The organism is Mesorhizobium sp. M1406, from assembly GCF_040317555.1.
Lineage (GTDB): Bacteria > Pseudomonadota > Alphaproteobacteria > Rhizobiales > Rhizobiaceae > Mesorhizobium.
Map to the genome: position 1 here is coordinate 223,604 of NZ_JAMYKW010000001.1, position 24,921 is coordinate 248,524.

The 24,921-nt window shown below is 63.5% G+C and carries 30 protein-coding genes and 1 pseudogene; 14 read left to right on the forward strand and 17 right to left on the reverse strand.

The window, feature by feature from the left end:
- Window positions 1-46: 46 nt before the first annotated feature.
- Genes ispG through NKH03_RS01125 form a run of 3 tightly spaced genes read left to right on the forward strand, consistent with a single transcriptional unit; the run spans window position 47 to window position 3,113 of the window.
- Window positions 47-1,297 carry a flavodoxin-dependent (E)-4-hydroxy-3-methylbut-2-enyl-diphosphate synthase gene (ispG, locus tag NKH03_RS01115; protein WP_352878323.1) on the forward strand — a complete coding sequence of 417 codons (1,251 nt, stop codon included), beginning with the start codon at window positions 47-49 and terminating at the stop codon, window positions 1,295-1,297.
- A gap of 5 nt (window positions 1,298-1,302) precedes the next feature.
- A complete protein-coding gene (locus NKH03_RS01120) occupies window positions 1,303-2,157 on the forward strand; it encodes a transglycosylase SLT domain-containing protein (protein ID WP_352966767.1) in 855 nt (284 codons plus the stop codon).
- Window positions 2,158-2,159: 2 nt separating this feature from the next.
- Window positions 2,160-3,113: a Stf0 family sulfotransferase gene (locus tag NKH03_RS01125; RefSeq protein ID WP_352966769.1), complete on the forward strand. Its 954-nt coding sequence runs from the start codon at window positions 2,160-2,162 to the stop codon at window positions 3,111-3,113.
- Here NKH03_RS01125 and NKH03_RS01130 read toward each other — a convergent pair.
- The 3 genes from NKH03_RS01130 to NKH03_RS01140 form a co-directional block, all read right to left on the reverse strand.
- The gene (locus NKH03_RS01130) at window positions 3,082-5,418 is read right to left on the reverse strand and encodes a response regulator (protein WP_352966770.1); all 2,337 of its coding nucleotides are present in this window, start codon (window positions 5,416-5,418) and stop codon (window positions 3,082-3,084) included. The two genes, NKH03_RS01125 and NKH03_RS01130, sit on opposite strands and share 32 nt — an antisense overlap.
- Before the next feature lie 231 nt (window positions 5,419-5,649).
- Complete coding sequence (locus NKH03_RS01135; protein ID WP_352966771.1) at window positions 5,650-6,456, reverse strand: class I SAM-dependent methyltransferase; 807 nt, start codon at window positions 6,454-6,456, stop codon at window positions 5,650-5,652.
- 160 nt (window positions 6,457-6,616) lie between these two features.
- On the reverse strand, window positions 6,617-7,534 hold the full coding sequence (locus NKH03_RS01140) for a polyprenyl synthetase family protein (protein ID WP_352966773.1): 918 nt from the start codon (window positions 7,532-7,534) through the stop codon (window positions 6,617-6,619).
- Window positions 7,535-7,611: 77 nt separating this feature from the next.
- Between NKH03_RS01140 and NKH03_RS01145 the strand changes: the two genes are divergently transcribed.
- The 3 genes from NKH03_RS01145 (at window position 7,612) to NKH03_RS01155 (ending at window position 9,341) form a co-directional block, all read left to right on the forward strand.
- Complete coding sequence (locus NKH03_RS01145; protein ID WP_352878316.1) at window positions 7,612-8,373, forward strand: biosynthetic peptidoglycan transglycosylase; 762 nt, start codon at window positions 7,612-7,614, stop codon at window positions 8,371-8,373.
- A gap of 140 nt (window positions 8,374-8,513) precedes the next feature.
- The gene (gene rpmF / locus NKH03_RS01150; protein WP_008834724.1) at window positions 8,514-8,696 is read left to right on the forward strand and encodes a 50S ribosomal protein L32; all 183 of its coding nucleotides are present in this window, start codon (window positions 8,514-8,516) and stop codon (window positions 8,694-8,696) included.
- A 243-nt stretch (window positions 8,697-8,939) separates the two neighbouring features.
- The gene (locus NKH03_RS01155) at window positions 8,940-9,341 is read left to right on the forward strand and encodes a hypothetical protein (protein ID WP_013529226.1); all 402 of its coding nucleotides are present in this window, start codon (window positions 8,940-8,942) and stop codon (window positions 9,339-9,341) included.
- 73 nt (window positions 9,342-9,414) lie between these two features.
- On the opposite strand, the gene NKH03_RS01160 is transcribed toward NKH03_RS01155, so the two are convergent.
- The 3 genes from NKH03_RS01160 to NKH03_RS01170 all read right to left on the reverse strand — a co-directional run bounded on the left by NKH03_RS01160 (window position 9,415) and on the right by NKH03_RS01170 (window position 10,839).
- Window positions 9,415-9,846: a GlcG/HbpS family heme-binding protein gene (locus NKH03_RS01160; RefSeq protein ID WP_352864695.1), complete on the reverse strand. Its 432-nt coding sequence runs from the start codon at window positions 9,844-9,846 to the stop codon at window positions 9,415-9,417.
- Window positions 9,847-10,005: 159 nt separating this feature from the next.
- Window positions 10,006-10,239 carry a hypothetical protein gene (locus NKH03_RS01165; RefSeq protein ID WP_352864693.1) on the reverse strand — a complete coding sequence of 78 codons (234 nt, stop codon included), beginning with the start codon at window positions 10,237-10,239 and terminating at the stop codon, window positions 10,006-10,008.
- Window positions 10,240-10,317: 78 nt separating this feature from the next.
- A complete protein-coding gene (locus tag NKH03_RS01170; RefSeq protein ID WP_352966774.1) occupies window positions 10,318-10,839 on the reverse strand; it encodes a winged helix-turn-helix transcriptional regulator in 522 nt (173 codons plus the stop codon).
- 98 nt (window positions 10,840-10,937) lie between these two features.
- On the opposite strand from NKH03_RS01170, the gene NKH03_RS01175 reads away from it, so the two are divergent.
- The 3 genes and pseudogenes from NKH03_RS01175 to NKH03_RS01185 all read left to right on the forward strand — a co-directional run.
- Window positions 10,938-11,774, forward strand: coding sequence for an alpha/beta fold hydrolase (locus NKH03_RS01175; protein ID WP_352966775.1), 837 nt, complete (start codon window positions 10,938-10,940; stop codon window positions 11,772-11,774).
- 118 nt (window positions 11,775-11,892) lie between these two features.
- Window positions 11,893-12,549 (forward strand): glutathione S-transferase family protein, encoded by a 657-nt coding sequence (locus tag NKH03_RS01180; RefSeq protein ID WP_352966776.1) that lies wholly within the window; start codon window positions 11,893-11,895, stop codon window positions 12,547-12,549.
- Window positions 12,550-12,554: 5 nt separating this feature from the next.
- Window positions 12,555-12,671: pseudogene (locus NKH03_RS01185) on the forward strand (transcriptional regulator); the annotation flags it as partial.
- Window positions 12,672-12,697: 26 nt separating this feature from the next.
- On the opposite strand, the gene NKH03_RS01190 reads toward NKH03_RS01185, so the two are convergent.
- From NKH03_RS01190 to NKH03_RS01200, 3 genes are all read right to left on the reverse strand, one after another.
- Window positions 12,698-12,961 (reverse strand): ArsR/SmtB family transcription factor, encoded by a 264-nt coding sequence (locus NKH03_RS01190; RefSeq protein WP_352864683.1) that lies wholly within the window; start codon window positions 12,959-12,961, stop codon window positions 12,698-12,700.
- 31 nt (window positions 12,962-12,992) lie between these two features.
- On the reverse strand, window positions 12,993-14,240 hold the full coding sequence (locus tag NKH03_RS01195) for an MFS transporter (protein WP_136618343.1): 1,248 nt from the start codon (window positions 14,238-14,240) through the stop codon (window positions 12,993-12,995).
- Window positions 14,241-14,330: 90 nt separating this feature from the next.
- Complete coding sequence (locus tag NKH03_RS01200) at window positions 14,331-14,522, reverse strand: DUF1192 domain-containing protein (RefSeq protein ID WP_023757432.1); 192 nt, start codon at window positions 14,520-14,522, stop codon at window positions 14,331-14,333.
- Between the two features lie 113 nt (window positions 14,523-14,635).
- On the opposite strand from NKH03_RS01200, the gene NKH03_RS01205 reads away from it, so the two are divergent.
- From NKH03_RS01205 to NKH03_RS01215, 3 genes are all read left to right on the forward strand, one after another.
- Window positions 14,636-15,646: an NAD(P)H-quinone oxidoreductase gene (locus NKH03_RS01205; RefSeq protein WP_352878306.1), complete on the forward strand. Its 1,011-nt coding sequence runs from the start codon at window positions 14,636-14,638 to the stop codon at window positions 15,644-15,646.
- A gap of 181 nt (window positions 15,647-15,827) precedes the next feature.
- Window positions 15,828-15,968, forward strand: a complete 141-nt coding sequence (locus NKH03_RS01210) for a DUF1127 domain-containing protein (protein WP_352864678.1) — start codon at window positions 15,828-15,830, stop codon at window positions 15,966-15,968.
- A gap of 277 nt (window positions 15,969-16,245) precedes the next feature.
- Complete coding sequence (locus tag NKH03_RS01215; RefSeq protein WP_352864675.1) at window positions 16,246-16,941, forward strand: DUF1013 domain-containing protein; 696 nt, start codon at window positions 16,246-16,248, stop codon at window positions 16,939-16,941.
- Between the two features lie 78 nt (window positions 16,942-17,019).
- Here the strand turns inward: NKH03_RS01215 and NKH03_RS01220 are convergent, their stop codons facing one another.
- The 4 genes from NKH03_RS01220 to NKH03_RS01235 all read right to left on the reverse strand — a co-directional run bounded on the left by NKH03_RS01220 (window position 17,020) and on the right by NKH03_RS01235 (window position 19,153).
- Window positions 17,020-17,739: a helix-turn-helix transcriptional regulator gene (locus tag NKH03_RS01220; protein ID WP_091578656.1), complete on the reverse strand. Its 720-nt coding sequence runs from the start codon at window positions 17,737-17,739 to the stop codon at window positions 17,020-17,022.
- Window positions 17,740-17,811: 72 nt separating this feature from the next.
- The gene (locus NKH03_RS01225) at window positions 17,812-18,225 is read right to left on the reverse strand and encodes a hypothetical protein (protein WP_352966777.1); all 414 of its coding nucleotides are present in this window, start codon (window positions 18,223-18,225) and stop codon (window positions 17,812-17,814) included.
- Window positions 18,226-18,299: 74 nt separating this feature from the next.
- Window positions 18,300-18,890 carry a DJ-1/PfpI family protein gene (locus NKH03_RS01230; protein WP_352966778.1) on the reverse strand — a complete coding sequence of 197 codons (591 nt, stop codon included), beginning with the start codon at window positions 18,888-18,890 and terminating at the stop codon, window positions 18,300-18,302.
- A gap of 95 nt (window positions 18,891-18,985) precedes the next feature.
- Entirely contained in the window at window positions 18,986-19,153 is a 168-nt protein-coding gene (locus tag NKH03_RS01235; RefSeq protein WP_352864666.1) for a hypothetical protein, read from the reverse strand.
- 309 nt (window positions 19,154-19,462) lie between these two features.
- Here NKH03_RS01235 and NKH03_RS01240 point away from each other — a divergent pair, with 309 nt between their 5' ends.
- Window positions 19,463-20,410, forward strand: coding sequence for a ring-cleaving dioxygenase (locus tag NKH03_RS01240; RefSeq protein WP_352966779.1), 948 nt, complete (start codon window positions 19,463-19,465; stop codon window positions 20,408-20,410).
- A gap of 98 nt (window positions 20,411-20,508) precedes the next feature.
- Window positions 20,509-20,688, forward strand: a complete 180-nt coding sequence (locus tag NKH03_RS01245) for a hypothetical protein (protein ID WP_352871938.1) — start codon at window positions 20,509-20,511, stop codon at window positions 20,686-20,688.
- 32 nt (window positions 20,689-20,720) lie between these two features.
- Here NKH03_RS01245 and NKH03_RS01250 read toward each other — a convergent pair whose 3' ends face one another.
- From NKH03_RS01250 to NKH03_RS01265, 4 genes are all read right to left on the reverse strand, one after another.
- On the reverse strand, window positions 20,721-21,434 hold the full coding sequence (locus NKH03_RS01250) for an SGNH/GDSL hydrolase family protein (protein WP_352966780.1): 714 nt from the start codon (window positions 21,432-21,434) through the stop codon (window positions 20,721-20,723).
- Window positions 21,435-21,493: 59 nt separating this feature from the next.
- Window positions 21,494-22,234 carry a DUF899 domain-containing protein gene (locus tag NKH03_RS01255; protein ID WP_352966781.1) on the reverse strand — a complete coding sequence of 247 codons (741 nt, stop codon included), beginning with the start codon at window positions 22,232-22,234 and terminating at the stop codon, window positions 21,494-21,496.
- 257 nt (window positions 22,235-22,491) lie between these two features.
- Window positions 22,492-23,517, reverse strand: a complete 1,026-nt coding sequence (locus NKH03_RS01260) for a class I fructose-bisphosphate aldolase (RefSeq protein ID WP_352966782.1) — start codon at window positions 23,515-23,517, stop codon at window positions 22,492-22,494.
- Window positions 23,518-23,643: 126 nt separating this feature from the next.
- Window positions 23,644-24,840, reverse strand: coding sequence for a phosphoglycerate kinase (locus tag NKH03_RS01265; protein ID WP_352966783.1), 1,197 nt, complete (start codon window positions 24,838-24,840; stop codon window positions 23,644-23,646).
- Window positions 24,841-24,921 lie beyond the last annotated feature (81 nt).

Here is a 24,921-nt window from a genome sequence, read left to right on the forward strand (position 1 = left end):
GCGTCCAAGGGGACGTTCGGCGCTCCAGAGACAAAAGGCTGCCGGCATGACCGGATATTTTTCCTCTCCTTTCCCTCGCCGCACCTCGGTCGGCGTCGATGTCGGCGGCGTGGTCGTCGGCGGCGGTGCGCCCGTTGTCGTGCAGTCGATGACCAACACCGACACGGCCGATATCGACCAGACCGTTGCGCAAGTCGCGGCACTCCACCGGGCCGGCTCCGAGATCGTGCGCATCACCGTCGATCGCGACGAGAGCGCCGCCGCGGTGCCGCGCATTCATGAGCGGCTTCAGCGGCTTGGCATCAACGTGCCGCTGGTCGGCGATTTCCACTATATCGGCCACAAGCTTTTGGCCGACCATCCGGCCTGCGCCGAGGCGCTGGCCAAATATCGCATCAACCCGGGCAATGTCGGCTTCAAGGACAAGAAGGACCGGCAGTTCGCTGATATCGTCGAGATGGCGATTAGATACGACAAGCCGGTGCGCATCGGCGTCAATTGGGGTTCGCTCGATCAGGAACTGCTGACCCGGCTGATGGACGACAACCAGGCCCAGGGTTTTCCACTGACGGCGCAGGAAGTGACGCGCGAGGCGATCGTGCAGTCGGCCATCCTGTCGGCCGAGCTGGCGGAAGAGATCGGCCTCGGTCGCGAGAAAATCATCCTGTCGGCCAAGGTCAGCGGCGTGCAGGACCTGATCGCCGTCTATACCGAGCTCGCCACCCGCTCCGACCATGCGCTGCATCTCGGCCTCACCGAGGCCGGCATGGGTTCGAAAGGCATCGTGGCTTCGTCGGCCGCCATGGGCATCCTGCTCCAGCAAGGCATTGGCGACACCATTCGCATTTCGCTGACGCCGGAGCCGAATGGCGACCGCACACGTGAGGTGCAGGTATCGCAGGAATTGCTGCAGACCATGGGATTCAGGCAGTTCGTGCCGATCGTTGCCGCATGTCCTGGCTGCGGCCGCACGACCTCCACCGTGTTCCAGGAACTCGCCCAGAACATCCAGGCGGATCTGCGCAAGAACATGCCGGTGTGGCGCGAAAAATATCCAGGCGTCGAGAACCTCAAGGTCGCGGTGATGGGTTGCATCGTCAACGGTCCGGGCGAGTCCAAGCATGCCGACATCGGCATTTCGCTGCCCGGCACCGGCGAGACGCCGACGGCGCCTGTCTTCGTCGACGGCAAGAAGGCGGCGACGCTGCGCGGGCCGTCGATCGCGGCGGATTTCGAGAAAATGGTCGCCGACTATATCGAGCAACGGTTTGGCCGCGGCAAGGCCGCGGCAGAGTAGGCGCGATGCAGCGTTTCCTCAGGGCTACGCTGGTTCTGCTTTGCGCCCTGGATTGGTCGACGCTGGTTCAGGCTGATCCGCCGCAATCCGCCAAGCAAAGGCTGATCGACAAGGTCTGCAACCTGATCCAGGCGCATGCCGACAAGAACGGCCTGCCCAGGGATTACTTCGCCCGGCTGATCTGGAAAGAAAGCCGTTTCGATCCCGACGCCGTCAGCCCGGTCGGCGCCGAAGGCATCGCCCAGTTCATGCCCGGCACCGCCAAGATGCGCGGGCTGGCCAATTCCTTCGACATCAACCAGGCGATCCCGGCGTCGGCGAAGTATCTCGCCGAAATGAAAACCGGCTACGGCAATCTCGGTCTGGCGGCCGCCGCCTACAATGCCGGCGAAAGCCGGGTGTCGCGCTGGCTCAGCTCCGGCGGCTTCCTGCCGATGGAGACCGAAAGCTATGTCTTCGACATCATGGGCGAGCCGGCGGACAAGTTCACCGACCGGGCTTATGCCGGAAGGATCGAGCCGCTCGACTCAAAGGCGGATTTTGCCGACGCCTGCCGCAGGCTGCCGGTGATCATGTCGCGGACCGTGGCGATGGCCTCGATCAACATAAAACCATGGGGCATCCAGGTGGCCGGCAACTTCCGCCGCAGTGCCGCGATCAACCAATGGCTGCGGGCAAGAAGCCGGTTCCCGGCCCTGCTCGACGGGCACGATCCGGTGGTCAGCCGGGTACGCACGCCGATCGGCCGGCGCGGTATCTATGCGGTCAGGATCGGTGTCGACGACCGTGCCGCCGCCAATGTCATCTGCCAGAAATTGCAAAGCGTCGGCGGAGCGTGCGTGGTGGTGCGCAACCGGTAGTTTTGTCCACCGCCGACAAGGTGTCTTGTCTGAGAGAGGCATTTGAAGGTGGCCGCCAAGACGTCGCATCCAGCAAGGATTTCAGCTATAGCGGCGGCCATCTTCACCAGGGGGCGGCAGCCCTACCTTTGACGACCAGCATGGGCCGCAACATGTTCGATGGATACATTATCTGCGGCACGCCGAGGACCGGAAGCACTTTGCTCTGCAAGCTTCTGGAGTCCGCGAGGACGGCCGGCACGCCCCACTCATTCTATCGGCGGCAGGACGTGTCGGAGTGGGCTGAAGAGTGGAAGCTGCCTGACCGCGACACGATGAGCGAGCTCGAATTCAATGCCGCCTATCTCAATGCGGCGATCGCTGCCGGCAAGGGTGGGACCGGCATCTTCGGCCTTCGTTTGATGCGCGAAAATCTGGATGAACTCTCGGCTATCCTCGACCAGATTTTCCCGCAGCTGCCATCCGACAGAGCGCGTCTTGAAAAGGCCTTTGGCCGCATTCTCTGCATACACCTCTCCCGGGAGGACAAGCTCGCGCAGGCTGTCTCCGTGATCAAAGCAGAGCAAACCGGGCTTTGGCATATTGCTCCTGACGGAACCGAGATCGAAAGGGTCGCACCACCGAAGGAACCCCAATATGATTTCGAGCGGATCAGACGCGAGGTCACGGAACTCGAGACCTATGATGCAGCCTGGAACATTTGGTTCGCGGAGCAAGGCATATCCCCGCTGCGGGTCGGCTATGAGCGTCTTGCCGCGAACCCGGCTGCGACATTGCTAGGCATCTGCGAAGCCCTGGGGGTCCGAGCACCCGACGCCGAGGATGTAAGCCCCGGCGTTGCAAAGCTCTCCGACGACACGAGCCTCGACTGGATGCGCCGCTATCGTCTGGACGCAGCCGTCCGACGCATCGGGCGGATGCGGGCTATGCCGTCTTCGCCACCACCGTCTCGCTGAGCCAGGTGCCGATCTTGGTGCCGAGGCGATCGGGCGAAACCGGCTTCGGCAGATAATCGTCCATTCCGGCTTCGATGCACTTGTCGCGATCGCCCTTCAGCGCATGCGCGGTGACGCCGATGATCGGTATGCGGGTGCCCGCCGAGACCTCCATCGCCCGGATGGCGCGGGTTGCTTCGTAGCCGTTCATCTCCGGCATCGAAACGTCCATCAGGATCAGCTTGGGGCGCAGCGCCCGGTACATCTCGACCGCCGTGCGGCCGTTGCCGGCGATGCGGTAGCTGAGGCCCAGCCCATTGAGGATCTGGCCGAACACCAGTTGGTTCACGTCATTGTCCTCGGCAATGAGAATGTCGATCGGTCCGTTCGGCGTGGCCGATTCCGGCACCACCGCGACCGGCATCGCCGGGCCGCGGATGACGGTGAAGGCAGGTGCCGCCGCCGGGGGAGCCCGCACGATCGGTTCGCGGACGAACTGCGCCTTGCCGACCTGCGAGCGGGCCTTCTGCACGACCGAGATGACGGTGCCGAGCAGGATCGCGGAGCGTGCCGGCTTGGTCAGATGCGCGGCAATGCCGAAGTCGATGATCATCTTACCGAAATCGACCTGGTCGACCGAGGTCAGCAACACGACCGGGATGGAGGACAGCCTACTGTCGGAAGCAATGGCCCTGGCGACGTCGGCGCCGTTCATGCCCGGCATCTGGTAGTCGAGGATGATGCAGTCGACGGCGGCGCCCAGTTGAAAGGCGCGATCGAGGAAGGCCAGGCCCACGGCGCCGCTTTCGGCGGCGGCACAATCGAAGCTCCAGCTTCTGAGCTGCTCAAGCAGGATTTCGCGATTGACCGGATTGTCGTCGATGACCAGCACACGCGCGCCGGTGACGTCGACCGGCACGATCTCGTCGCGAGCCGCGGCCTGATGCGCCGGCAGCGGCACCGCGAACCAGAACACCGAGCCGCGGCCGATCTCGCTCTCGACGCCGATCTTGCCCGCCATCAGGTCGACGAGGCGGGCGGCGATGGCGAGGCCAAGACCGGTGCCCTCGTGGCGGCGGGTCGACGAACCGTCGACCTGGGCGAACTTCTCGAACACGTTCTGCAGCTTCTCGGCCGGTATGCCGATGCCGGTGTCCTCGACGCGAACCTTGAGCTGAACCACGTCGTTGACGATCTCGCCGCCGACATCGATCAGCACATGACCCTTCTCGGTGAACTTTACCGCGTTGCCGAGGAGGTTGGTGACGATCTGCCGGAACCGGCCGGCGTCGCCGACGACATGGGCCGGCAGGCGCGGGTCGACACGCACGATCAATTCGAGGTTCTTTTCGGCGACGCGCGCCGATACCAGCGTCGCCACGTCCTCGACCGCCTCGGAGAGACGGAAGGGAGCGGGGTCGAGGGTGAGCTGCCCGGCATTGATCTTCGAGAAATCGAGGATGTCGTTGATGATGGTGAGCAGTGCATTGCCGGATTTGACGATGACGTCGGTGAAGGTCTTTTGCCGCGCCGTCAGATCGGTCTTGGCCAGCAGTTCAGCCATGCCGAGCACACCGTTCATCGGCGTGCGGATTTCATGGCTCATATTGGCCAGGAATTCCGACTTGGCACGGTCGGCGGCCTCGGCCTTGAACAGGGATTCCGCGGATTCGGCAAAGGCGCGGCGGATTGCCACTTCCATCGGGCGGAAAATCCAGAAGGCGACGATGGCAAGGGCCGCGAACAGGATGCCGCTTGCCCACAGCAGCAGCCTGTCGCTGGAGGCGTCCGCCAGATGGCGCTCATCATCCATGGCGGTGCGGACGCGGACCAGCATGGGCTGGGCGAAGAGGTCGTTCTGGTTGCGGATTTCGCGATAGCTCCACTCATCGACCTTCTGCGCCACCGACATCAGGTTGAAGTTGCGCACCATGTCGCGCGGCGACCAGAACAGATCGCCGTTGACGGAAGCGGACTGGAGCTCGTTGGCGGTCTTGACCGACAGGCGCGGCTTGATCGCCGCGAGTTGCGCGGTCAGCGTCTCGATCTCGCCGGTCAGGCGTTCCGAATGGCCGCGCGCCGATGTGGTCAGCGCATCGCGTGTCTCCGCCCGCCAGGCTGTGCCGGTCGTCTCGGCGAAGCTGGTCGCGTTGCGCAGGTCGCGGGTGAAGATGACGAGGTTGCTGCTCAGCGCATCGATGTCACGGCGAAAGGAATTGACACGATCGAGCGCAACCACGATTGCCACGGAAGCCAGCGCGAAGATCAGCAACCCTGAAATATAGCGAATCCGGACTGACCGGATGAAGGACGAATATTCCGGCATGCGCAACCCCAACACATACGCACCATTTTATTGGTCGGGATTACGCTTCATTTACATTAAAATTTCGTGTGGATAGCGAACCATGCGGACCACCGGATGGATGACAGCTTTTTGAACGTCCTTTCGTCGCTAAGCGTGTCGCGTCCGAACGGATTCAGGCGACCCGCTTCAGGTCTTTGTTTTTATACATATCGTTCTCTCAAAACCGAGGTCGCTTTTGGGCGACATGCATCAGGCCGCCACCACGACGAGCGCGCGGATGCGGCCACTTACCGGCCCTTCCCCGAACCGCTTCCCCATGGCATGCGCCACGTGTCGCGTTGCCTCCTCCAGCGAGCCGCCGCGCGCCTCGATTTCGCCACGCAGGTTTGTGCCCTGGCAATAGGCCGCGGCCGCATCATACGGCGACGGAGCGGCGCTCACGGCGCCCAGAGGCTCGACGGTGACGTCGCGAAATCCGGCGGCATGCAGGTCGGCGCGGATGGTGTCCGCATTGTGGTAGCCGTGCGGCGTCCTCGCCATGAAGCGCGGTGGATCGGCGGGGAAGAAAGTGCCGAGCGCCCGCGTCACTTCCTCGGCGAACTCGTTCTCTTCGATGGCACTCCAGACATTGAACAGGAAATGCCCGCCCGGCCGCATCACCCGCCGGACTTGCCCGTAGGCGGCCACTCGATCGGGGAAGAACATCGCGCCAAATTGGCAGACCACGGCATCAAACCGGGCGTCCTCGAAGGGCAGCGCCTGGGCGTCGGCCTGCTGCCAGGTGATACGAGGATCGTCCGCCATCCGCGTGCGCGCGTGGTCGAGCATCGGCTGGTTAAGGTCGGTGGCCACGATGCGTGTTTGCGCCGGCAGTCTCGCTGCGAGCGCACGTGTCACCACACCGGTGCCCGCCGCCACTTCGAGCACTGATTGCGGCCCGAGCTTAGACACCCGCTCCGCCAGATCTCGTGCATATGGCTCGAAGATCAGCGGCACCATCGCCCGGTCGTAGACCTCGGGAATGGAACCGGTGAACAGGTTGTCGGTGGTCGACATGCCATCCCTCCAACTCTGTCCGCACCGCGTGGTTGCCGTGTGGATGGCAAAGCGATGTCGATCCTCTGCTTCGGCAGGCTTCCGTTCAAGTTCAATCTCTGAAGCGGCCGGCGGAGGACGCATGTGCCTTAGCCAGGACGATGTCTTGGTTGTCCCAACCTCAACTGGTACGGGTCGCGACGAATGCCGCCGCTTCCTTCAGCAGCTGGGCGTCGTCGCCATAGGGCTCAAGCAGCGCATGGGCCTGTTCGACGAGGCCGTGAAGCTGGCTGCGCGCCCAATTGGCGCCGTGCAGCGCCACCAGCGTCGCCTTGCCGGCGGCGGCATCCTTGCCGGTCGCCTTGCCCATCTGGCTGGCATCGGCGGTCAGGTCAAGGAGGTCGTCGGCAAGCTGAAAGGCCAGGCCGATCGCGGAGCCGAATTCGGCCAGCCGTTCACGGTCCTCGGCGGGAGCGCCGGCGATGAGGGCGCCGGCCTCGCAGGCAAAGCGGATCAGCGCGCCGGTCTTCATCGCCTGCAGCCGGATGATGCCGGCCTCGTCCGGCGGCGCCTGTTCGGCTTCGAGGTCGAGCTTCTGGCCGCCGACCATGCCGCCGGCCCCGGCCGCGCGGGCAAGCGCCAGCACCAATGCCGCCCGCCGCTCCGCCGGCAGCACCGTCGCCTCGCCGGCGATGATGTCGAAGGCAAGCGTCAGCAAGGCGTCGCCGGCCAGGATGGCGGTGGCCTCATCGAAGGCCATGTGCACCGTCGGCTGGCCACGACGCAAATCATCGTCGTCCATGGCGGGCAGATCGTCGTGGATCAGCGAATAGCAATGCACGCATTCAAGGGCTGCCGCGACGCGCAGTGCCGCCTCGCCGTCAGCGGAAAAAATTGCCGCACTTTCCATGACCAGAAAGGGGCGCAGGCGCTTGCCACCGTTCAGCACGCCGTGGCGCATCGCCGCCATCAGCCGGTCAGGCCGGGCGATCTCGCCCGAAAGCGCGCGGTCGTCGAGCAGCCGCCGCAGCAGCACCTCGACGGCGGCTGCCCGTCTGATAAGCGCCATTTCGAACGCCATCTCGTCGTCATTCGTCATGGTCGGGACCGGTAGCCGACACTCAGACGTTGCGCAAGAAGCCAAGCGCCATTATGCCGGGGCAGGGAGAGCACGGATTGGGCGGCTTGGCGGAACCGATCGTCGATCATGAAACCGAAAAGCTGGACATGGCGACGAGATCGCGAGGCGTGAACCGCCGTGGTCTCAAACGCTGGGTCCGGCGCGGTATCGTCGTGGCCGCGGTGCTGGCGCTTATACCGACGGTGCTGACGCTCCTGTACCTGCCATTCTTCGTGCATCCGGTCTCGACGCTGATGCTGAAGGACTTGGCGACATTCTCCGGCTATGACCGCCGCTGGGTATCGATCGATGACGTGTCGCCGGTGCTGGCCAATTCCGTCATCATGTCGGAGGACGGGCAGTTCTGCTTCCATCGTGGCGTCGATCTCGGCGAATTGCGGGGCGTCGTCGACGACGCGCTGGCCGGTGAAGCAACGCGCGGCGCCTCGACCATCACCATGCAGACGGTGAAGAACCTCTTCTTATGGTCGCGGCCACTGGGTTCGATGCGCAAGGTGGTCGAACTGCCGCTGGCCGTCTATTTCGATGCGGTGACGTCGAAACGGCGCATCATGGAAATCTATCTCAACATCGCCGAGTGGGGGCCGGGAATCTACGGTATCGAGGCCGCGGCACGGCATCATTTCGGCGTTTCGGCAAAACAGCTGTCGCGACGGCAGGCCGCCCTGCTTGCAGTCTCCTTGCCAAATCCGATCGCCCGCAATCCGGCCAAACCCGGACCGGGCCTGAGACGGCTGGCCAATTTGATCGAGCGGCGCGCCGGCCGCTCCGGCGCCTATGTCGGTTGCCTCCGCTAGCCAACTCAAAAAAATTCGCGGCAGTGCTGGCCAAAACGGAACAGGGCGTGTATAGGCACCCGACTTTCTCAGATTTAGGCCCCGACATGGCCCTTTCACGAGGGCGGGCGGGGCTTTTGACCATGTAGTGGAGCATATCCATGGCCGTTCCGAAACGAAAAACCTCTCCGTCCAAGCGCGGCATGCGCCGCTCGGCCGACGCTCTCAAGGCCCCGACCTATGTCGAGGACAAGAATTCCGGCGAAATGCGCCGTCCGCACCACATCGACCTGAAGACCGGCATGTATCGCGGTCGTCAGGTGTTGACGCCCAAGGAAAGCTGAGACCAGCTTTTCCAAAAGCTTGAATTACAAAATGACCGGCCAGTGGCCGGTCTTTTTGTGTTTGGGGGCCAGGTAGCGCTCGTCTCGAAGCGTGGGCGGCATCGGCGCAGTTCCCTGGGCGGGCAACCGGCTGACATGGTTGTTGCGTGCGGTCTTCGACCGTGTTCAGCGCTGCCACCGAAAAATCTTGACGGCGTGCCTGTGGCGCATTCTACAAAGGATTGCCCCACATGGAGACGCCAGATGTTCGGTGCCATTCCGCTGCTGATCGTGCCTTTCGTGCTCTACAATCTCGGATTGCTGGGAATATTCGGAAGCGGTGACGATCCGTGGGCGAGCGAGGTCTTTTCATTCAGCATGATGTCGGGTGGCGTGTTCTCGATGACGCTCGGCGACCTGATGGTGCTGATCGGGCTGATCTTCCTGTTCCTCGAAATGGCGAAGTCGGTGCGCACGACCAATGCATCGATCATGGATCACCTTCTGTCGACGCTGGTCTTCGTGGCGTTCCTGGTCGAGTTCCTGCTGGTGAAGGGCGCCGCCCATTCCGTCTTCTTCACGCTGATGGTCATCGCGCTGTTCGATGTGCTGGCCGGATTCGCGGTGTCGATGCGATCGGCCAGCCGGGATATCAATTTGAATTAGGCCGCATTGACATTCAAGTGATGCCGGCCTGACCTAAATCTCGACACACTCTGGTTCCGATGCCGAGTGACGTTCAGCCCGGATCGGCGGAGAAACCGGCTGCCTCGATGCCGGCGATGGCCGCGGCCTCGTCATTGTCCGACGTGTCGCCGGAGATGCCGACGGCGCCGATGATGGCGCCAGCCTTGTCGCGGATCAGCACGCCGCCCACCACCGGCAGTACGCGTCCGCCGGAGACGTCCGAAATACCGGCAACGAGATGCGGACGCTCTTTGGCGAAAGCCTCGACCTTACGCGAGCCCATGCCGATCGCCAGCGCGCCATAAGCCTTGCCGGCCGACATTTGCGGGCGCAGGAACGAGGCGCCGTCCTGGCGCTGGAAGGCGACCAGATGCCCGCCGGCATCGAGCACCGAGACGCCGAGCGGCTTGAGCTTGAGATCGGCGCCCTTGGCAAAGGCGGCATCGATGATTTGCCTGGCTTTTTCGAGTGGCAGTGCGGTCATGGCGGTCTCCTGTTTGAAAACGCGTCGATCATTGACCGTCGACGGGCGAGATAACATCCCCGTTTCGGTTGAAATTGCTTCGCGTGAAGAGGCGGGATGGGAGCGGCCTTCGCCGACACCATCCGGATACGGCGTTACCGCTTGCGTGTCTGGGGATGGCTATTTTTTCTTGGCGCGGGCCGGCTTCTTGGCGGGCGCCGCCGGCGCATTGGCAAGATCTTCGGCTTCCTTGGCGAGACGGAGCGCCCGCAGCTTGTTGGTCTTGGCCTGGCGGGCGTCGCTCTCGGCGACGTATTCGGCCATCGCCTTCTGGCGGACGGTTGCCGCCTCTTCCTGCTTCTTGAAACGCAGCTCGGCGCGCGCGCGGGCAGCATCCCTAGAGTTCTCAACCAAGAGCTTTATCCAATCCCGTGAATCTTGATTTTCCGCCTCTTGTAGCAGAGCCGGTCCGAAAACGGGAAAATAAGTTGGTCAAGCGGCCGGGTTGGCGGCGGGTGCCTTGCTGGCAACCACCGCCTGATAGGCGGCCTGCAGGGTCGCGCGGACAGAAGGACCAGAAGCTGTGTCGAGCGGCACGCCGAGATGTTCGTGGCGCAACTCGTCCATGAACTTGTCCCACATCGGCTGTCCGCCCTTTTCCAAGAGCTCGGCGCGGATCGAGAGTTCTTCGCTGACCGGCAGCCATACGCGGCCCCAGGCGCCGAGATGGGCGAGGATCGGCACCAGCGTGATCGCCATCTCGGTCAGGCTGTAGATCGCCTTCTGCTTGTGCGAGGGGTCGTCGGCCTTGGTCAGCATGCCCAGCTCCATCAGGCGCTTCAGCCGGTCGGCGAGGATGTTGGAGGCGATGCCTTCCATCGACCCGTTGAGCAGCTCGCGAAAATGGCGTCTGCCGCCGAAGATCATGTCGCGAAGGATGATCAGGCTCCAGCGGTCGCCGAACACTTCCAGCGACAGGTTGATCGGACATCCGGACCGGCGATCCATGCTCATAGATTTTTCTCCAAAACCGGTTGCATTATCGTATCGGTTTTATTATCGTGCAACCGATTGCAAAATACAATCAGTATTACAACGGGGGAGACCGCGTCATGACGACGATCGAACGTCCCGCAATCATGTCCGAGGCCTTTGGTGATCCGGCGAACCCGCCACTGTTGCTGATCATGGGCGCGATGGCCTCCATGCTGTGGTGGCCGGAGGCGCTGTGCCGGAAGTTGGCCGATTCCGGCCTGTTCGTGATCCGCTATGACAATCGCGATACCGGCCGTTCGACCAAATATAGACCGGGCGAGCCCCCTTACACTTTCGATGATATGGCCGACGATGCGATGCGTGTCCTCGACGACCACGGCATCGGCAAGGCGCATGTCGCCGGCATGTCGATGGGCGGCATGATCGCGCAGCTTGTGGCGCTCAAGCACCCGTCCCGTGTCGCATCGCTGACCGTGATCAGCAGCTCGCCGATAGGGATCGACACGTCGCATCTGCCGCAAACCAGTGATGCCTATGCCGAGCATTCAGCCGAGGGAGCCAAGGTCGATTGGTCGGACCGTGACCAAGTCATCGATTTCATCGTCAGGGACGCGCGGGCGATCGCCAGCACCGCGCACCCATTCGACGAGGCCCGGATGAGGGCGTTCGTCGAGCAGGACTACGATCGTTCCGGCGGCTTCCTGAGCGCGACCAACCATTTCATGCTTCGGGGCGGTGACGCATGGAAGGGCCGGCTGCACGAGATGACGGCGCCGTTGCTGGTCATCCATGGCACGGCGGATCCGATCTTCCCGGTCGAGCATGGCGAGGCGCTGGCCAAGGCTGTCGCCGGCGCGAAAATCATCCGCATCGAAGGCGGCGGCCATGAACTGCATCCGGACGACTGGACGGAGATATCCGCCGCTATCGTCGCCCACACCCAAGCCGCTTAGGGCGACAAAAGCGGGCCTTGACGGACAGCGCCTGTCGCAAAGTTAATGCTTCAGTATTTGCCTCTGCTTGGCAGCACAGCGCCGGCCATCGCCGAACCACGAGACAGACGAGCAAGACATGTCCCTGACGCTTCATTTCCATCCGCTGGCCTCCTTCTGCTGGAAGCCGTTGATCGCGCTCTATGAGAACGCCACGCCGTTTACGCCTGATATCGTCGATCTCGGCGACGAGCAATCGCGCGCGGCCTTCCTGAAGATTTCGCCGAGCGGCAAGATGCCGGCGCTGCGCGACGATGCGCGCGACCGCACAGTGCTGGAGTCGACCATCGTCGTCGAATATCTGGCCGCGCATTATCCGGGACCGGTCGACCTCGTTCCCGCCGACATCGATCTGGCGCTGGCGGTCCGCCAGGCCGATCGCTTCTATGATTTCCACGTGCAGGAGCCGATGCAGAAGATCGTCGGTGACCGGTTGCGGCCGCAGGACAAGACCGATCCGTTCGGTGTCGAGCAGGCACGCGGCCAGCTGCGCAATTCCTACGCCATCATCGAAGAGGATATGCGCTCGAAGACCTGGGCGATGGGCGACACCTTCACCATGGCCGATTGCGCGGCGTCCCCCGCGCTGTTCTATGCCAACAAGGTCGAACCGTTCGGCGACAACGACCCGGCCGTGAAGCGCTATCACGACCGGCTGGTGCAACGGCCTCCCTTCGCCAGGGTGATCGAGGAGGCGCAGCCCTACTTCAAGTTCTTCCCCTACAACGACGGCTGATCGCGATGCTGCACGATCCTGCCCAGATTGATCGGATGTTCCAGGCGCTGGCCGACCCGGCCCGGCGGCAGATGGTTGATCGGCTGTCGCGCGGCCCCGCTTCGGTCAGCCAGCTGGCCGAGGGCAACGGCACGGCCGGCCGAACGGGTCAGGCTTCCCAGAACTGATCGAGCCAGATGTTGAGTTTGAGGAAGCCGGTATTGCTCACCGTATAGACGCGCCTTGTGCCTTCGGCCTTGGCGTGGACCAGCCCGGCATCGAGCAGTACTTTCAAATGCTGCGAAACGGCTGGCCGCGATACGGGCAAACCCGAAGCGAGTTCGTTGACGGTTTTCGGGCCGCGGCGAAGTTCTTCCAGAAGATGGCGCCGGTTGGGATCGGCAATCGCCATGAAGGCGTCGGAAAACATCATGCCTTATTTGTGGGGCAAAGCCTTTCGAATCTCAACCGTCTGCTTCTGCTTTTCTTCTGGGATCAAGCCGCAATGCTTCCGGCGTCACCGAACGGTCGGCCGGCTGCGTCTTGAAGGCGTCACGATCGCCGATCGGCACCGGCGCGCGGCGGCTGATGCGCAGCAGCGTATAGCCGGCCAGGCAGAGATGCGCGAAGGCGGTCGCCAGGAACAGGCCTTCCGGGCGCATCCAGCCCATCAGGGCGGCGGCCAGCAAGGGTCCGATCATCGTGCCGAAGCCGTAGAGCAGCAGCAGGCCGCCCGACACCTTGACGAAATCCTCCGAGCGCGCGTGGTCGTTGGCATGCGCCACGGCGATCGAATAGAGCGTGTAGGCGAAGGCGCCATAGGCCGCGGTGAAGACGATGACGAAGACGCTGGAGCGTGGCTCGAACAGGAAGATCATGAGCGCGAACAGGGCCGCGCCGAAAGCCGCCCCCGCCAGCACGAAACGCCGGTCGGTCTTGTCGGACAGACGCCCGGCCGGAAGCTGCATGGCAGCACCGGCAACGACCACAAGGCTCATCATCAAGGCGATCTCGGCCGTGGAAATGCCGATGCGGGCCCCATAGACCGCGCCAAGCGTGCCCCAGGCGCCGTTGGCGATGCCGATCAACACGCAAGCGACCGCCGACACCGGCGAATTGGCATAAAGGCCTTTGACGTCGAGCGAGACATCCTGCAGCGGCTTGGGGTGGGAAGCGCTCGAGACCGCGGTCGGAATGAGCGACAGGCAAAACAGGATGCCGGTGATCATGAACAGCGACGCCGATTTCACATCGCCACCGGCGACGATCATCTGCCCGCCCATGATCGAGGCATAGGTGACCATCATGTAGAGGCCGAAGACGGTGCCGCGATTCTCGTTGGTGGCTTTCTCGTTCAGCCAGCTTTCGATGACCATGAAGGCGCCGGCCATGGTGAAGCCGGTGAAGGCGCGCAGCAGGATCCAGACATATTCGTCGATGATCAGCCCGGTGAGCAGCGCCACGATGGCGCCCGACGCGGCAAAGGCGCCGAAGGCGCGCACATGGCCCGCGCGGCGCACGATGCGCGGCGCGAAGAAGCAGCCGGTGACGAAGCCGCCGGCCCAGGCCGTGCCCATCAGGCCGAGCGATGCGGTCGAGAAGCCTTCCAACTGACCGCGCAGCGGCAGCAGCAGCCCGTGCAATCCGGACGCCGCCAGCAGGAAGGCAGTGCCACGAAGCAGCGAGAGGATCGGGCGGTAGGTTGCGAACATTGTTTGATCCGGCTCGTGTTTGACAGGGGCGCTGGGTCTGAAGACCGTCGCATTCGGGCTTTTCGGCGGCGGGCCTTTGCGCCCGCGCTGCTATCCGCGGCGGAACAGCGCCTCGGCAGCCGATTTGGTGGTGTCCTTGGCCTTGAGCTCGGCCTCCAGCCTGGCGATCTCGTCTCGCAGGATGCCGATGCGTTCCGACAATTCACCGACGGAAAGCAGCGACAGGTCCTGCCCGATCTCGTGCGGGCGCGCCTTCTTGGGTTCGTCGTCGAAGATCGCCATCGTCGCTCCTCCCTGATTTGGCCATTTGCCTGATTTGGCAATCAGCATACATAGGGCAGGGGCGTCGATGCAAACGGCCGATCGGATAACGGCGAGGAAAGACGGGAAATCTCATGGCGAGCGGACAGAAAATTCCGGCAAGAATGACGGCCATTGCGATCTCGGAGCCGGGTGGCCCAAGGGTGCTGAAGCCGGAAACACGCGACGTGCCGCAGCCCGGCCCCGGCGAGATACTGATCAAGGTGCATGCCGCCGGCGTCAACCGGCCCGATATCCAGCAGCGCAAGGGCGCCTATCCGCCGCCGCCCGGCGCGTCGGACCTGCCGGGCCTCGAGGCGTCGGGCGAAGTGGCGGCCGTCGGCGACGACATATCGCGCTGGCGCATTGGCGACCGCGTCTGCGCGCTCACACCCGGTGGCGGCTATGCCGAATATGTCAAGGTTCATGCCGGCAGCGTGCTGCCGCTGCCGGCCGGCTTCACCCACACCGAAGCAGCGGCCGTGCCGGAAAACTACTTCACCGTCTGGCACAATGTGTTCGAGCGCGGCGGCCTGAAGCGCGGCGAGACGCTGCTCGTCCATGGCGGTTCGTCCGGTATCGGCACCACGGCAATCCAGCTTGCCTCGGCCTTCGGCGCCTATGTCATCACCACCGCCGGCAGCAAGGAGAAATGCGATGCCTGCCTGAAGCTCGGCGCCGACCGCGCGATCAACTATCGCGAGGAGGATTTCGTTGCCGCGGTGAAGGAGGCAACGGGCGGCAAGGGCGCCAATGTCATCCTCGACATGGTCGGCGGCGACTATGTGGCGCGCAACTACGAGGCCGCGGCGGTCGAAGGCCGTATCGTCCAGATTGCCGTGCAGGCCGGTGCCGTGGCGAGCGCCGATTTCTCCAAGATCATGGTCAAGCGGCTCGTCCACACCGGGTCGACGCTGAGGCCGCGCACCGTCGAGTTCAAGGCGGCGATCGCGGCGGCGCTGGAAGCGCAGGTGTGGCCGTTGCTCGGTACCCGCAAGGTGGCGCCGGTGATGGACATGATCTTCCCGCTCAGCGAAGCCTGGCGGGCGCATGAGCGCATGGAAGACGGCGAGAATATCGGCAAGATCGTGCTGGACGTCGGCTAACCCGGCATCACTTGAAGCCGAATACGTCCCGGGCGTGCGCCTCACTGCCTACAAGATGAACAGATGCTTAATGCTGCAATGCAGCATTTGCATCATTGCTATGCAAAATCAGCCATTCAAGTCCTCATCGATGACGCCTATTTGAGCACCATCGAAACAAACACCGATTTGGAGGACTACCATGAACCCGATCCGCGCTTACCGTAACTGGCGTATGTACAACGAGACCGTCCGCGAACTGAACCGCCTCAACGCACGTCAGCTCAGCGACCTCGGCATCAACCGCGCCGACATCGAAAAGATCGCCCGCAGGGCCATCTAACCGTCGAGCGTGACCCGCGAAGGTCACGCCTGGCAAGGCAGAGCCGCGTCAGACGGGATTCCCGTCGCGGTTCCGAGCCCGCTGGACACAGTCCGGCGGGTTTTGTCGTTTTGGGCGCAGTTTCGCTCGCGGCATTGGCGCTAGCGCCATCCAGTCATTGCTTCCAAAAACATTGCGAAACAACAATGGAACGGTTATACAGGCCGCGAATTTCCCATTTTGGTGGCTCCAAACCACCGCCCGCGCGGGAACGCGGGCGAACGAGAAGGATTTTTAAATGGCCAATACGCTGCTGATGCCCAAGGCGACCGCCGTCTGGCTGGTCGACAACACCGCGCTTTCCTTCGAGCAGATCGCGCAGTTCTGCGGGCTGCATCCGCTCGAGGTCAAGGCGATCGCCGACGGCGAATCGGCGCAAGGCATCAAGGGCATGGATCCGATCATGACCGGCCAGCTGACCCGCGACGAGATCGCGCGCGCCGAGAAAGACCCGAACCAGCGCCTGAAGCTCTCGGAGCCCAAGGTGCGGGTGCCCGAATCCAAGCGCAAGGGTCCGCGCTACACGCCGCTGTCGAAGCGGCAGGACCGGCCGAATGCCATTCTCTGGCTGGTGCGCAACCATCCCGAGCTCAAGGACGCGCAGATCTCGCGCCTCGTCGGCACCACCAAGTCGACGATCGAGCAGATTCGCGAGCGCAAGCACTGGAACTCGGCCAATCTGCAGCCGATGGATCCGGTGACGCTGGGCCTTGCCTCGCAGATCGACCTCGACATGGAAGTCAACCGTGCCTCGCGCGGTCGCGAACAGGCGCAGCCGGTCGGCGACACGCTGCTGCCGGCGGCCCTGACCGAGCGGTTGGTGCCGGCTCCCGAGAAGCCGAAGGACGAGGATGCCGAACTCGACGCCAACGCCGTGTTCGCCAAGCTCTCGGCCTTGAAGTCGAAGAACACGGACAACGACGACGACGAGTAAGATTGTCCGACATTCCAAGAAAAAGCCCGCTTCGAGCGGTCGCTTCGAGCGGGCTTTTTTTGTGGGGTGCGTCAGGTCTCAGGTCCGCGCGGCGCGATCCGGCGCCATGCCGTAATCCTCGCTACGCTCCACAGCCCGGTAGAAGTCGGCGAGCTGCTTGCCGCGCTCCGGCTTGAAGATGCGGCCGGCGATCACCACCGAGGCGATGCGGTCGATGCGGAAGGCGCGGAAGTCATCGCGCATCTCGCACCAGGCGACCAGCGTCCACACCTTGCCCCAGAACCACAAGCCAAGCGGACGGATATCGCGGGCGGTGCCGCGGCCGGCCTCGTCCGAGTAGTCGATGGTCAGCACCTGGCGCTTTTCGACCGCGCGCTCGATCAGGTCGATCGCCTCGCGGGCGGCATCACTGACCACCCACATCGGCGTATGGATCTCGGTGCGGGCGATGCGGTCCTTTTCGGCGTCGGGCAGTACGGCGCCGATCTTGACCAGTGCCTCGTCGGCGGCGCGCGCCATGGCTGCGCCGCCAAAAGCACGCACCATGCGGGCGCCGGCAACCAGCGCGACGATCTCGTCACGCGTGAACATCAGCGGCGGAAGGTCGAAACCCTCTCTCATCATGTAGCCAACGCCGGCCTCGCCGTCGATCGGCACGCCGGTCGACTGCAGGTCGGCAATATCGCGGTAGATGGTTCGCTCGGAAACCTCGAGCCACGTGCCGAGCTTCTGAGCGGTGACCAGACGGCCACCACGCAGATGCTGCACAATCTGAAAGAGCCTGTCGGCGCGGCGCATCGTTTGCTTCCCCAGTGTTGTTCCCATGCATGCCGTGGCTCCCGGACCGGGTCCACTTCCAGACGACATGCATTACGGCGTCAGCCCTTCGCATTTGCGCTGCGTGGCGACGAATTCCGCGCCGAAGGACAGTTTACTCGTTGTCGTTGTCGGCGTCTTCGCATCAAGCACGCGCCAGAAGGGTGCTACGTCCCTCAGCGTCATGCCGTGCTCGAGATCCTCATTGGCGGCCTCCGCAACCGTGCGCAGATGATAGCCGATGGTGACAGGACATGTCACTTCGGCGCCATGCTCGATGGCGAGCGCCGTGCGCAACGCACGCACGTCCACCTCGACTCCTTCGGAAATCGAGCGGATGAAATCATCGACCTGACGCGGCGTCGGCACCAGCATCGACTGACCTTCGACGACATCGGCCATCGTGCGCGGCGTCGGCTTCACGCCGTTGCTGCCTGGTGTGTCCAGCCTGTCGTTCCAACTCTTCATCGATCGCCCTTTCGACCGCCGATGCGCAGTGTCTGAGGCTCGCACCATCGCACGTCCCTCCTGACAGCATACTGTCAGGAGGCTTCAGCATACTCCTTGGCGAACAGTGTTCGCATCTGGGCGAGATCGCTGCCTCTTTCCGGATAGAGTGTGTTGAGAAAGGCGAGTGCGAAGGTGCCTGGCGCCGAACCGGGCGCGGAAACAATCTTGCCGTCAGCCACGGCATGCGGCACATCCTGATAATTGCTGTCGCCGGCATAGCCGGCCTCATGACCATTGATCCAGTCGCGGCCATTGCTGGTGTGCCTGGCTTTCTCGAACAGGCCGGCGCGGGCCAGCGCCAGCGTGCCGGCGCAGATACCGCCGACCACGCCGTCGCGCGATGCAACGGCGTTGAGCAGGTCGGTAACATCCGGCGGTGCCTTGCCAAACCACTGATCGGAGCCGATGACGGCGACGGCGTCGAGATCGGTATTCTCATCCGCCCCTGCCGAGCGATCGGGCATCAGCCGAAAGCCGCTGATCCCGGTCACCGGCTTGCCGTCGGGCGTCAGTGATACGGCGCGAGCGCCGAACCATTCGACCGCCGAGGCCGCCAGCAGCCCGTATTCCCAGTCGGCAAAGCCTTCGATGAAAAGAAAGCCGATTGTCTTTCGTTCAGGCATAAGCTCGCTCCATTCCTCGCGCGCCAAACCTTGCTGCTGGGCTTTTTATCTGGGCGTTGACGCGCCCACGTCCAACCGCCGGGTCGAAATTCGTCTCAATTGCCGCGAAAACGACGGTCGGCATACATGTCCGGCCAGCCGATATCCTTGCGAATGTCCTCCGGCAGCGAGTTCATGAACCGCTGGGTGCGGATCTCGTTGCGCATCGTGCGGATCTTGCCGACATAGTGCTGCATGCCGCGCAGAATGGTAAAACCGTTCATGGCTAGTCTCCTCTCTGTGTATGGAGACACTATCGCATACCCCTCCTGACAGCAGTCTGTCAGGAGGGTGGCAGGGCACACGACAATAGTTCCGACCGGAACCTCCGGCAGGAAAAGCATCGTTTTCTCACCACATCAGACCGAGCCCACGGCAGGCTCTTGGCTGGCGACCGTTCACCGTAAGGTACTGGTCAAGGCGCTGCTGTTCAGCTTCCAGCGACGGACTGTCGGCACGCATGGTCTTCAGCGATGTGGCCGCCGTTCTGATATGAAGGGAGAAAATTCTTCACCAAAAACAGGGAGACAACCATGAGCTTGCAACTGACAGGAATCCACCATCTCACCGCCATCACCGCCAATGCGCCGGGCAATCTTCACTTCTACACGAAGGTGCTGGGTCTGCGGCTGGTCAAGAAGACGGTGAACCAGGACGACACCTCGGCCTACCACCTCTTCTATGCCGACGGCGAAGCCACACCGGGCACAGATCTCACCTTCTTCGATTGGCCGGTGGGACGCGAGAAGCGCGGCACGCACAGCATCGTGCGGACCAGCCTCAGGGTCCGCAGCCAGGACAGCCTTGCCTGGTGGAAGCAGCACTTGGCGGACGAAGGCATCGCGACAGGAGAGATCGCCGACATCGGCGGCTACCCCAGCCTGGATTTCGAGGATCCCGAAGGCCAGCGCCTGCGGCTCGTCAGCGACGGCGGCAAGGGCGACAGCCATCCCTGGGCGCAAAGCCCGGTGCCGGCCGAGCATCAGATCCGCGGGCTCGGGCCGATCGTCATCAGCGTTCCTGATATCGCCAACACCGAGGCGGTGGTGATCAAGGTTATGAACATGCGCGAGGCACGCAAGTATGTGTCGCCGGAAGGCCAGGTTCACGTCTTCGAAATGGGAGAGGGAGGGCCGGCGTCGGAGCTGCATGTCCTGGTGCAGCCAGGGCTGGCGCCGGCGCGGCAAGGTGCGGGTGCGGTTCACCATGTCGCCTTCAGGGCGCCGGACCAGGAGACGCTGCATCAATGGACTGCCCGGCTGGCCGAGTTCCGGCTGCCGTCGAGCGGCGAGGTCGAGCGCTATTACTTCCGCTCGCTCTACTTCCGCGAGCCGAACGGCATCCTGTTCGAAATCGCCACCGACGGGCCGGGATTCACCGCCGACGAGCCGCTGGAGACACTGGGTGAAAGCCTGGCCCTGCCGCCCTTCCTCGAAGCGAAACGCGCCTCGATCGAGGCCGGCCTCAAGCCGCTGAAGTAGATCGCTCCCTGATCAAAGGTGGGCGCCGCGTTCCGGTTCGGGATCGCGGCGCCCATTCTTCTCAGGCAACGAAGGACGCGCTTTGACAGCCGGCCGCGTTGCTGGTCAAAGGCGGCATGTCGAAACTCCTCGCGCTCGTCATTGTTGGCATTATGGTGATCCAGCTGATCAAGCCGCTCGGCTGGCCGGGGCTGAAACGGCGCGGCGACTTCTGGAAGCTGGCGCTGCTGGCGATGGCGGCGATTTCGATAACGGCCGTGCTTGGGCACTGGACCTAGGCCCGCACCGGCCAAGGCGGCCGCGTCAGCCTTCAGCTGGCAAGCACCGGATCGACGAGATGCTCGGCCCAGGCGCGGTAGCCTGCTTCCGAGGCGTGAAAGCCGTCGGAGGCAAAGCCCGCCTCGGGATTGGTGATCGGCAGGCGCGCCGCTGGCACCGCGCCGCGCTCCAGGCAGAGGCGTTCGCCCATCCGGTTCATTTCGGTGGCGCGGATCTCGAGGATCTTGCCGAGCAGCGGCGGCATCGCCGGCGCTCGCGTGAACTCCAGCACCGGCGACCACACCACCCGTGCCTCCGGCCATTTGGCACGGAGCGCATAGAGCAGGCCGCCGAATTCCTTCTTGAAGCGCGGCACGGAATGAAAATTCTTGGTGTCGTTGGTGCCGATGGCGAGCACGATGTGCGTCCATGGATCGGCCGACAGGTTGGGCAGGACATGGTCGCGGATCTGGCCTGACGTCGCCGAATTGAAGCCGGCGGCTCGCCAGCGCACGGCGCGGTCGGTGTTTTGCGCAATCAGCACGGCGAGTTGCGCGGCAAGTCCGTTTTCCGAATTGCCGATGCCGACCGAAGCGGCGGAGGAATCGCCCAGCACCAGAAGCGAGATCGCCGGCGCCGTGCCTGATATTTCATGCATGACCGGCCCCTGCGCCGGCAGCATGCGCGTCGTGCGGCGGCGCACGCCGAGGCCTTGCCAGACATATACCGGGTAAGCGAGCCAGGTGAGGAGGGCCGGGAAGTGCATGGCAATACCGTTAACGATCGGGGCAGCCTTAGCGCAAGTTTGTGCCCGGTTGAAAGCCTTCAGTCGCAGCAATTCGGCTTTGCCGCCCGCCGGTCCTGATATTCGTCGTGCAGCCGCACCCAGTCCATCAAACCGTGATAGGGGCCGTTTTCGTTGCGGCCCTTCGGCGTCATGTCGAGATAGTCATATGTGCCGATCAGCGCCTCGCCGCCGCGGGCGCGCGACATGAAGGTGAGGAAGATGTCGCCGGTTTCGTTCCTGTAGAAAACGCTGGTGCCGGGAAGCTCCTTCGATGTCCGGGGACGGGTCTCGAAATTGTAGGTGGTGTCGCCGGCGGCGATCTGCCTGTCGGTGAACGAGACCTGCATGTCGAAGTTGAAATCCGAGGCATAGGACGACAGCCAGTCGAATTTCCAGCCCATGCGCCGCTTGTAGGGCAGAAGTTCCGCCAGCGGCGCGCGCGAGATCACGACCAGCGACACGTCGTGATGCCTGAGGTGCTGATTGGCGCCGTCGATATGGTCGGCAAGGAATGAGCAGCCCTCGCAATGATGGCCGCAGCCCGGCCCGAACATGAAGTGGTAGACGATCAGTTGGCTGTTGCCGGCAAACAGGTCGGTCAGTTTCTTCGGCCCTTGCTCGGTCTCGAAGACATAGTCCTTCCTGATCTTCAGCCAGGGCAGTTCACGCCGCTCAGCCGCGATCCGCTCGCGAAGCCGTGTCAGTTCCTTCTCGCGCGCCAGATGCGCCTTGTGCGCCCGGAACCAGTCTTCGCGCGAAACGACCTTGTTGCGATGCATGACGCTCTCCGTGTCCGTGCCACCCCCCAAGGACGTTCGGGATGGGCGCAAACCGACATTGCCGGCTGTTTGTCTGAGCATGATCTCGGACAAACGGTTTCCGTTTGTCCGAGAAAACCGGATTCCACTTTTCGGGATCATGCTCCAGCGCCGCAAAGGAGATAGAGACGGGAAGGCTCCATCCCAAGCCCGGCAAGGCCGCAAACAAAAACCCGGGCGCATCGGCCCGGGTTCGAAGGAATACGGAAGCGCTGTGATCAGGCGGCCCGTTCGAGGCTCGCCTTCCATTTTCCAAGCGCCGCCAGATGGTTCATTTGGGCGCGATGGGTGAAGGCGGCCTGGCCGGCGGCAACGTTCGACGCCTTGCCGCTCCAGGCTTTCTGCGGCGCGGCTTGCAGCGCGCGGCCGTAGGAGAAGGTCAGCTTCCACGGGTGCGGGCCGATGGCGTTGATGGCGTTGAGGTTGGCGGTCGCTTCCTCGTCCTCCTGGCCGCCGGAGAGGAAGGCGATGCCCGGCACGGCTGCCGGTACGGTCTCACGAAACAGTTTTATGGTCTTTTCCGCGACTTCTTCAGGGCTGCTCACCTTGCCCGATTTCTTGCCGGCCAGCACCATGTTAGGCTTCAGAATGGTGCCTTCGAGGACCACGCGCGCCGCATGGAGTTCGTCATAGAGCTTGATCAGCGTCGCCTTCGAAATGTCGTAGCACGTGTCGATGTCGTGGGCGCCGTCCATCAGCACTTCCGGTTCGACGATCGGCACGATGCCGGCCTCCTGGCAAAGTGCCGCATAACGGGCAAGTGCGTGGGCATTCGAGTTGATCGAGTTGGCCGAGGGCACGCCCTTGGCCTGATCGATGTCGATCACCGCGCGCCATTTGGCGAAGCGGGCGCCGAGCTTATAATAGTCGGCAAGGCGCTCACGCAGGCCGTCGAGGCCCTCGGTGATGGTGTCGCCGGGAAAGCCGGCCAGAGGCTTGGCGCCGGCGTCGACCTTGATGCCGGGTATGGCGCCGGCCGCCTTGATGATGTCGACCAGCGGCGTGCCGTCGGCGGCCTTCTGGCGGATCGTCTCGTCGTAGAGGATGACGCCGGAAATGTAGCGGGTCATCGCGTCCCTGGCGCGAAACATCATCTCGCGGTAGTCGCGGCGGCTGTCGGCGGTCGATTCGACGCCGATGACGTCGAAGCGCTTCTTGATGGTTCCGGAACTTTCATCGGCGGCCAGCAGGCCCTTGCCATCGGCGACGATCGCGGCGGCAATGTCTTCGAGACGTTCGCTCATTCTGCTTCTCCTGAAGGGGTTCGTTCCGCGCTTAAGGGAAGTCTACCGCCAAAGGAAGGGCATCGGAAAGCTCGAATCGATTGAAAGCCTCGGGCGTCCTTGTTCGCTCTCCTGGTGTTGATCGCCTCAGCGCCTCAGCACATCGACGCCGGGCAGCGGCTTGCCTTCCATCCATTCCAGGAACGCGCCGCCGGCGGTCGAGACATAGGTGAAGTCGTCGGCGACACCGGCATGGTTGAGCGCCGCCACCGTATCGCCGCCGCCGGCAACCGAGACCAGCTTGCCGGCTCTGGTGCGTTGAGCCGCGTGCTTGGCCGCCGCCACCGTCGCATGGTCGAAAGGCGCGATCTCGAAGGCGCCGAGCGGGCCGTTCCACACCAGCGTCGCGGCGCGGTCGATCCATTCGCCGATGGTCGTCACGGTCTTTGCGCCGACATCGAGGATCATGCCGTCCGCCGGCACATCCGAGATGGCGACGGTCTCGCAGGCCGCGCCCGCCTTGAATTCCTTGGCAACGACGCCGTCGACCGGCAGGATGATGGCGCAGCCGGCCTCGGCCGCCTCGATCATGATCTGCTTGGCGGTCGTGGCGAGATCATGCTCACACAGCGATTTGCCGACATCGGTGCCGCGCGCGGCAAGGAAGGTGTTGGCCATGCCGCCACCGATGACCAGCGCGTCGACCTTTTTCACCAGGTTCATCAGCAGGTCGATCTTGGTCGAAACCTTGGCGCCACCGACGATGGCAACGACCGGACGGACCGGTTTTCCCAGACCCTTCTCCAGCGCTTCGAGTTCGGCCTGCATGGTGCGGCCGGCAAAGGCCGGCAACAGATGCGCCAGCCCCTCGGTCGACGAATGGGCGCGGTGCGCTGCGGAAAAGGCATCGTTGACGAAGATGTCGCCATTGGCGGCGAGCCGTTCGGTGAAGGCCGGATCGTTCTTTTCCTCGGCCTTGTAGAAGCGGGTGTTTTCGAGCAGCAGCACATCGCCCTTGTTCATGGCGGCGACGGCGCTTGCCGCCGTGTCGCCGACGCAGTCACTGGCGAAGCCAACGGGGCGGCCGAGCACGTCGGCCGTCGCCTTGGCGATAGGCTCCAGCGAGAATTCGGGCGAGGGACCATCCTTGGGCCGGCCGAAATGGGCAAGCAGGATGACCTTGGCGCCCTTGCCGGACAGTTCGGCGATTGTCGGTGCAATGCGTTCGATTCGGGTGGCGTCGGTGACCTTGCCCTCAGTGACGGGCACGTTGAGATCGACGCGCACCAGCACGCGCTTACCGCTGATGCTGCCGATGTCGTCGAGTGTCTTGAAGGCGGCCATTCGGGTTCCTTTCGCGAAAAATCGGGGGACCATACCCCGCGCCAACGACGATGCAAGGCTTAGGCCGGGTTCGAAACGAAT

Excerpts from the sequence above, each read along its gene's own strand:
- ispG (WP_352878323.1), top strand. The coding sequence starts at position 47 with ATGACCGGATATTTTTCCTCTCCTTTCCCTCGCCGCACCTCGGTCGGC.
- NKH03_RS01200 (WP_023757432.1), bottom strand. The coding sequence starts at position 14,522 with ATGGCGATCTTCGACGACGAACCCAAGAAGGCGCGCCCGCACGAGATC.
- NKH03_RS01250 (WP_352966780.1), bottom strand. The coding sequence starts at position 21,434 with ATGCACTTCCCGGCCCTCCTCACCTGGCTCGCTTACCCGGTATATGTC.
- NKH03_RS01225 (WP_352966777.1), bottom strand. The coding sequence starts at position 18,225 with ATGAAGAGTTGGAACGACAGGCTGGACACACCAGGCAGCAACGGCGTG.
- NKH03_RS01160 (WP_352864695.1), bottom strand. The coding sequence starts at position 9,846 with ATGACCGCACTGCCACTCGAAAAAGCCAGGCAAATCATCGATGCCGCC.
- NKH03_RS01240 (WP_352966779.1), top strand. The coding sequence starts at position 19,463 with ATGAGCTTGCAACTGACAGGAATCCACCATCTCACCGCCATCACCGCC.
- NKH03_RS01215 (WP_352864675.1), top strand. The coding sequence starts at position 16,246 with ATGGCCAATACGCTGCTGATGCCCAAGGCGACCGCCGTCTGGCTGGTC.
- NKH03_RS01265 (WP_352966783.1), bottom strand. The coding sequence starts at position 24,840 with ATGGCCGCCTTCAAGACACTCGACGACATCGGCAGCATCAGCGGTAAG.
- NKH03_RS01175 (WP_352966775.1), top strand. The coding sequence starts at position 10,938 with ATGACGACGATCGAACGTCCCGCAATCATGTCCGAGGCCTTTGGTGAT.
- NKH03_RS01205 (WP_352878306.1), top strand. The coding sequence starts at position 14,636 with ATGGCGAGCGGACAGAAAATTCCGGCAAGAATGACGGCCATTGCGATC.
- NKH03_RS01220 (WP_091578656.1), bottom strand. The coding sequence starts at position 17,739 with ATGCGCCGCGCCGACAGGCTCTTTCAGATTGTGCAGCATCTGCGTGGT.
- NKH03_RS01180 (WP_352966776.1), top strand. The coding sequence starts at position 11,893 with ATGTCCCTGACGCTTCATTTCCATCCGCTGGCCTCCTTCTGCTGGAAG.
- NKH03_RS01155 (WP_013529226.1), top strand. The coding sequence starts at position 8,940 with ATGTTCGGTGCCATTCCGCTGCTGATCGTGCCTTTCGTGCTCTACAAT.
- NKH03_RS01210 (WP_352864678.1), top strand. The coding sequence starts at position 15,828 with ATGAACCCGATCCGCGCTTACCGTAACTGGCGTATGTACAACGAGACC.
- NKH03_RS01170 (WP_352966774.1), bottom strand. The coding sequence starts at position 10,839 with ATGAGCATGGATCGCCGGTCCGGATGTCCGATCAACCTGTCGCTGGAA.
- NKH03_RS01235 (WP_352864666.1), bottom strand. The coding sequence starts at position 19,153 with ATGAACGGTTTTACCATTCTGCGCGGCATGCAGCACTATGTCGGCAAG.
- NKH03_RS01260 (WP_352966782.1), bottom strand. The coding sequence starts at position 23,517 with ATGAGCGAACGTCTCGAAGACATTGCCGCCGCGATCGTCGCCGATGGC.
- NKH03_RS01195 (WP_136618343.1), bottom strand. The coding sequence starts at position 14,240 with ATGTTCGCAACCTACCGCCCGATCCTCTCGCTGCTTCGTGGCACTGCC.
- NKH03_RS01190 (WP_352864683.1), bottom strand. The coding sequence starts at position 12,961 with ATGATGTTTTCCGACGCCTTCATGGCGATTGCCGATCCCAACCGGCGC.
- NKH03_RS01135 (WP_352966771.1), bottom strand. The coding sequence starts at position 6,456 with ATGTCGACCACCGACAACCTGTTCACCGGTTCCATTCCCGAGGTCTAC.
- NKH03_RS01130 (WP_352966770.1), bottom strand. The coding sequence starts at position 5,418 with ATGCCGGAATATTCGTCCTTCATCCGGTCAGTCCGGATTCGCTATATT.
- NKH03_RS01140 (WP_352966773.1), bottom strand. The coding sequence starts at position 7,534 with ATGACGAATGACGACGAGATGGCGTTCGAAATGGCGCTTATCAGACGG.
- NKH03_RS01230 (WP_352966778.1), bottom strand. The coding sequence starts at position 18,890 with ATGCCTGAACGAAAGACAATCGGCTTTCTTTTCATCGAAGGCTTTGCC.
- NKH03_RS01255 (WP_352966781.1), bottom strand. The coding sequence starts at position 22,234 with ATGCATCGCAACAAGGTCGTTTCGCGCGAAGACTGGTTCCGGGCGCAC.
- rpmF (WP_008834724.1), top strand. The coding sequence starts at position 8,514 with ATGGCCGTTCCGAAACGAAAAACCTCTCCGTCCAAGCGCGGCATGCGC.
- NKH03_RS01120 (WP_352966767.1), top strand. The coding sequence starts at position 1,303 with ATGCAGCGTTTCCTCAGGGCTACGCTGGTTCTGCTTTGCGCCCTGGAT.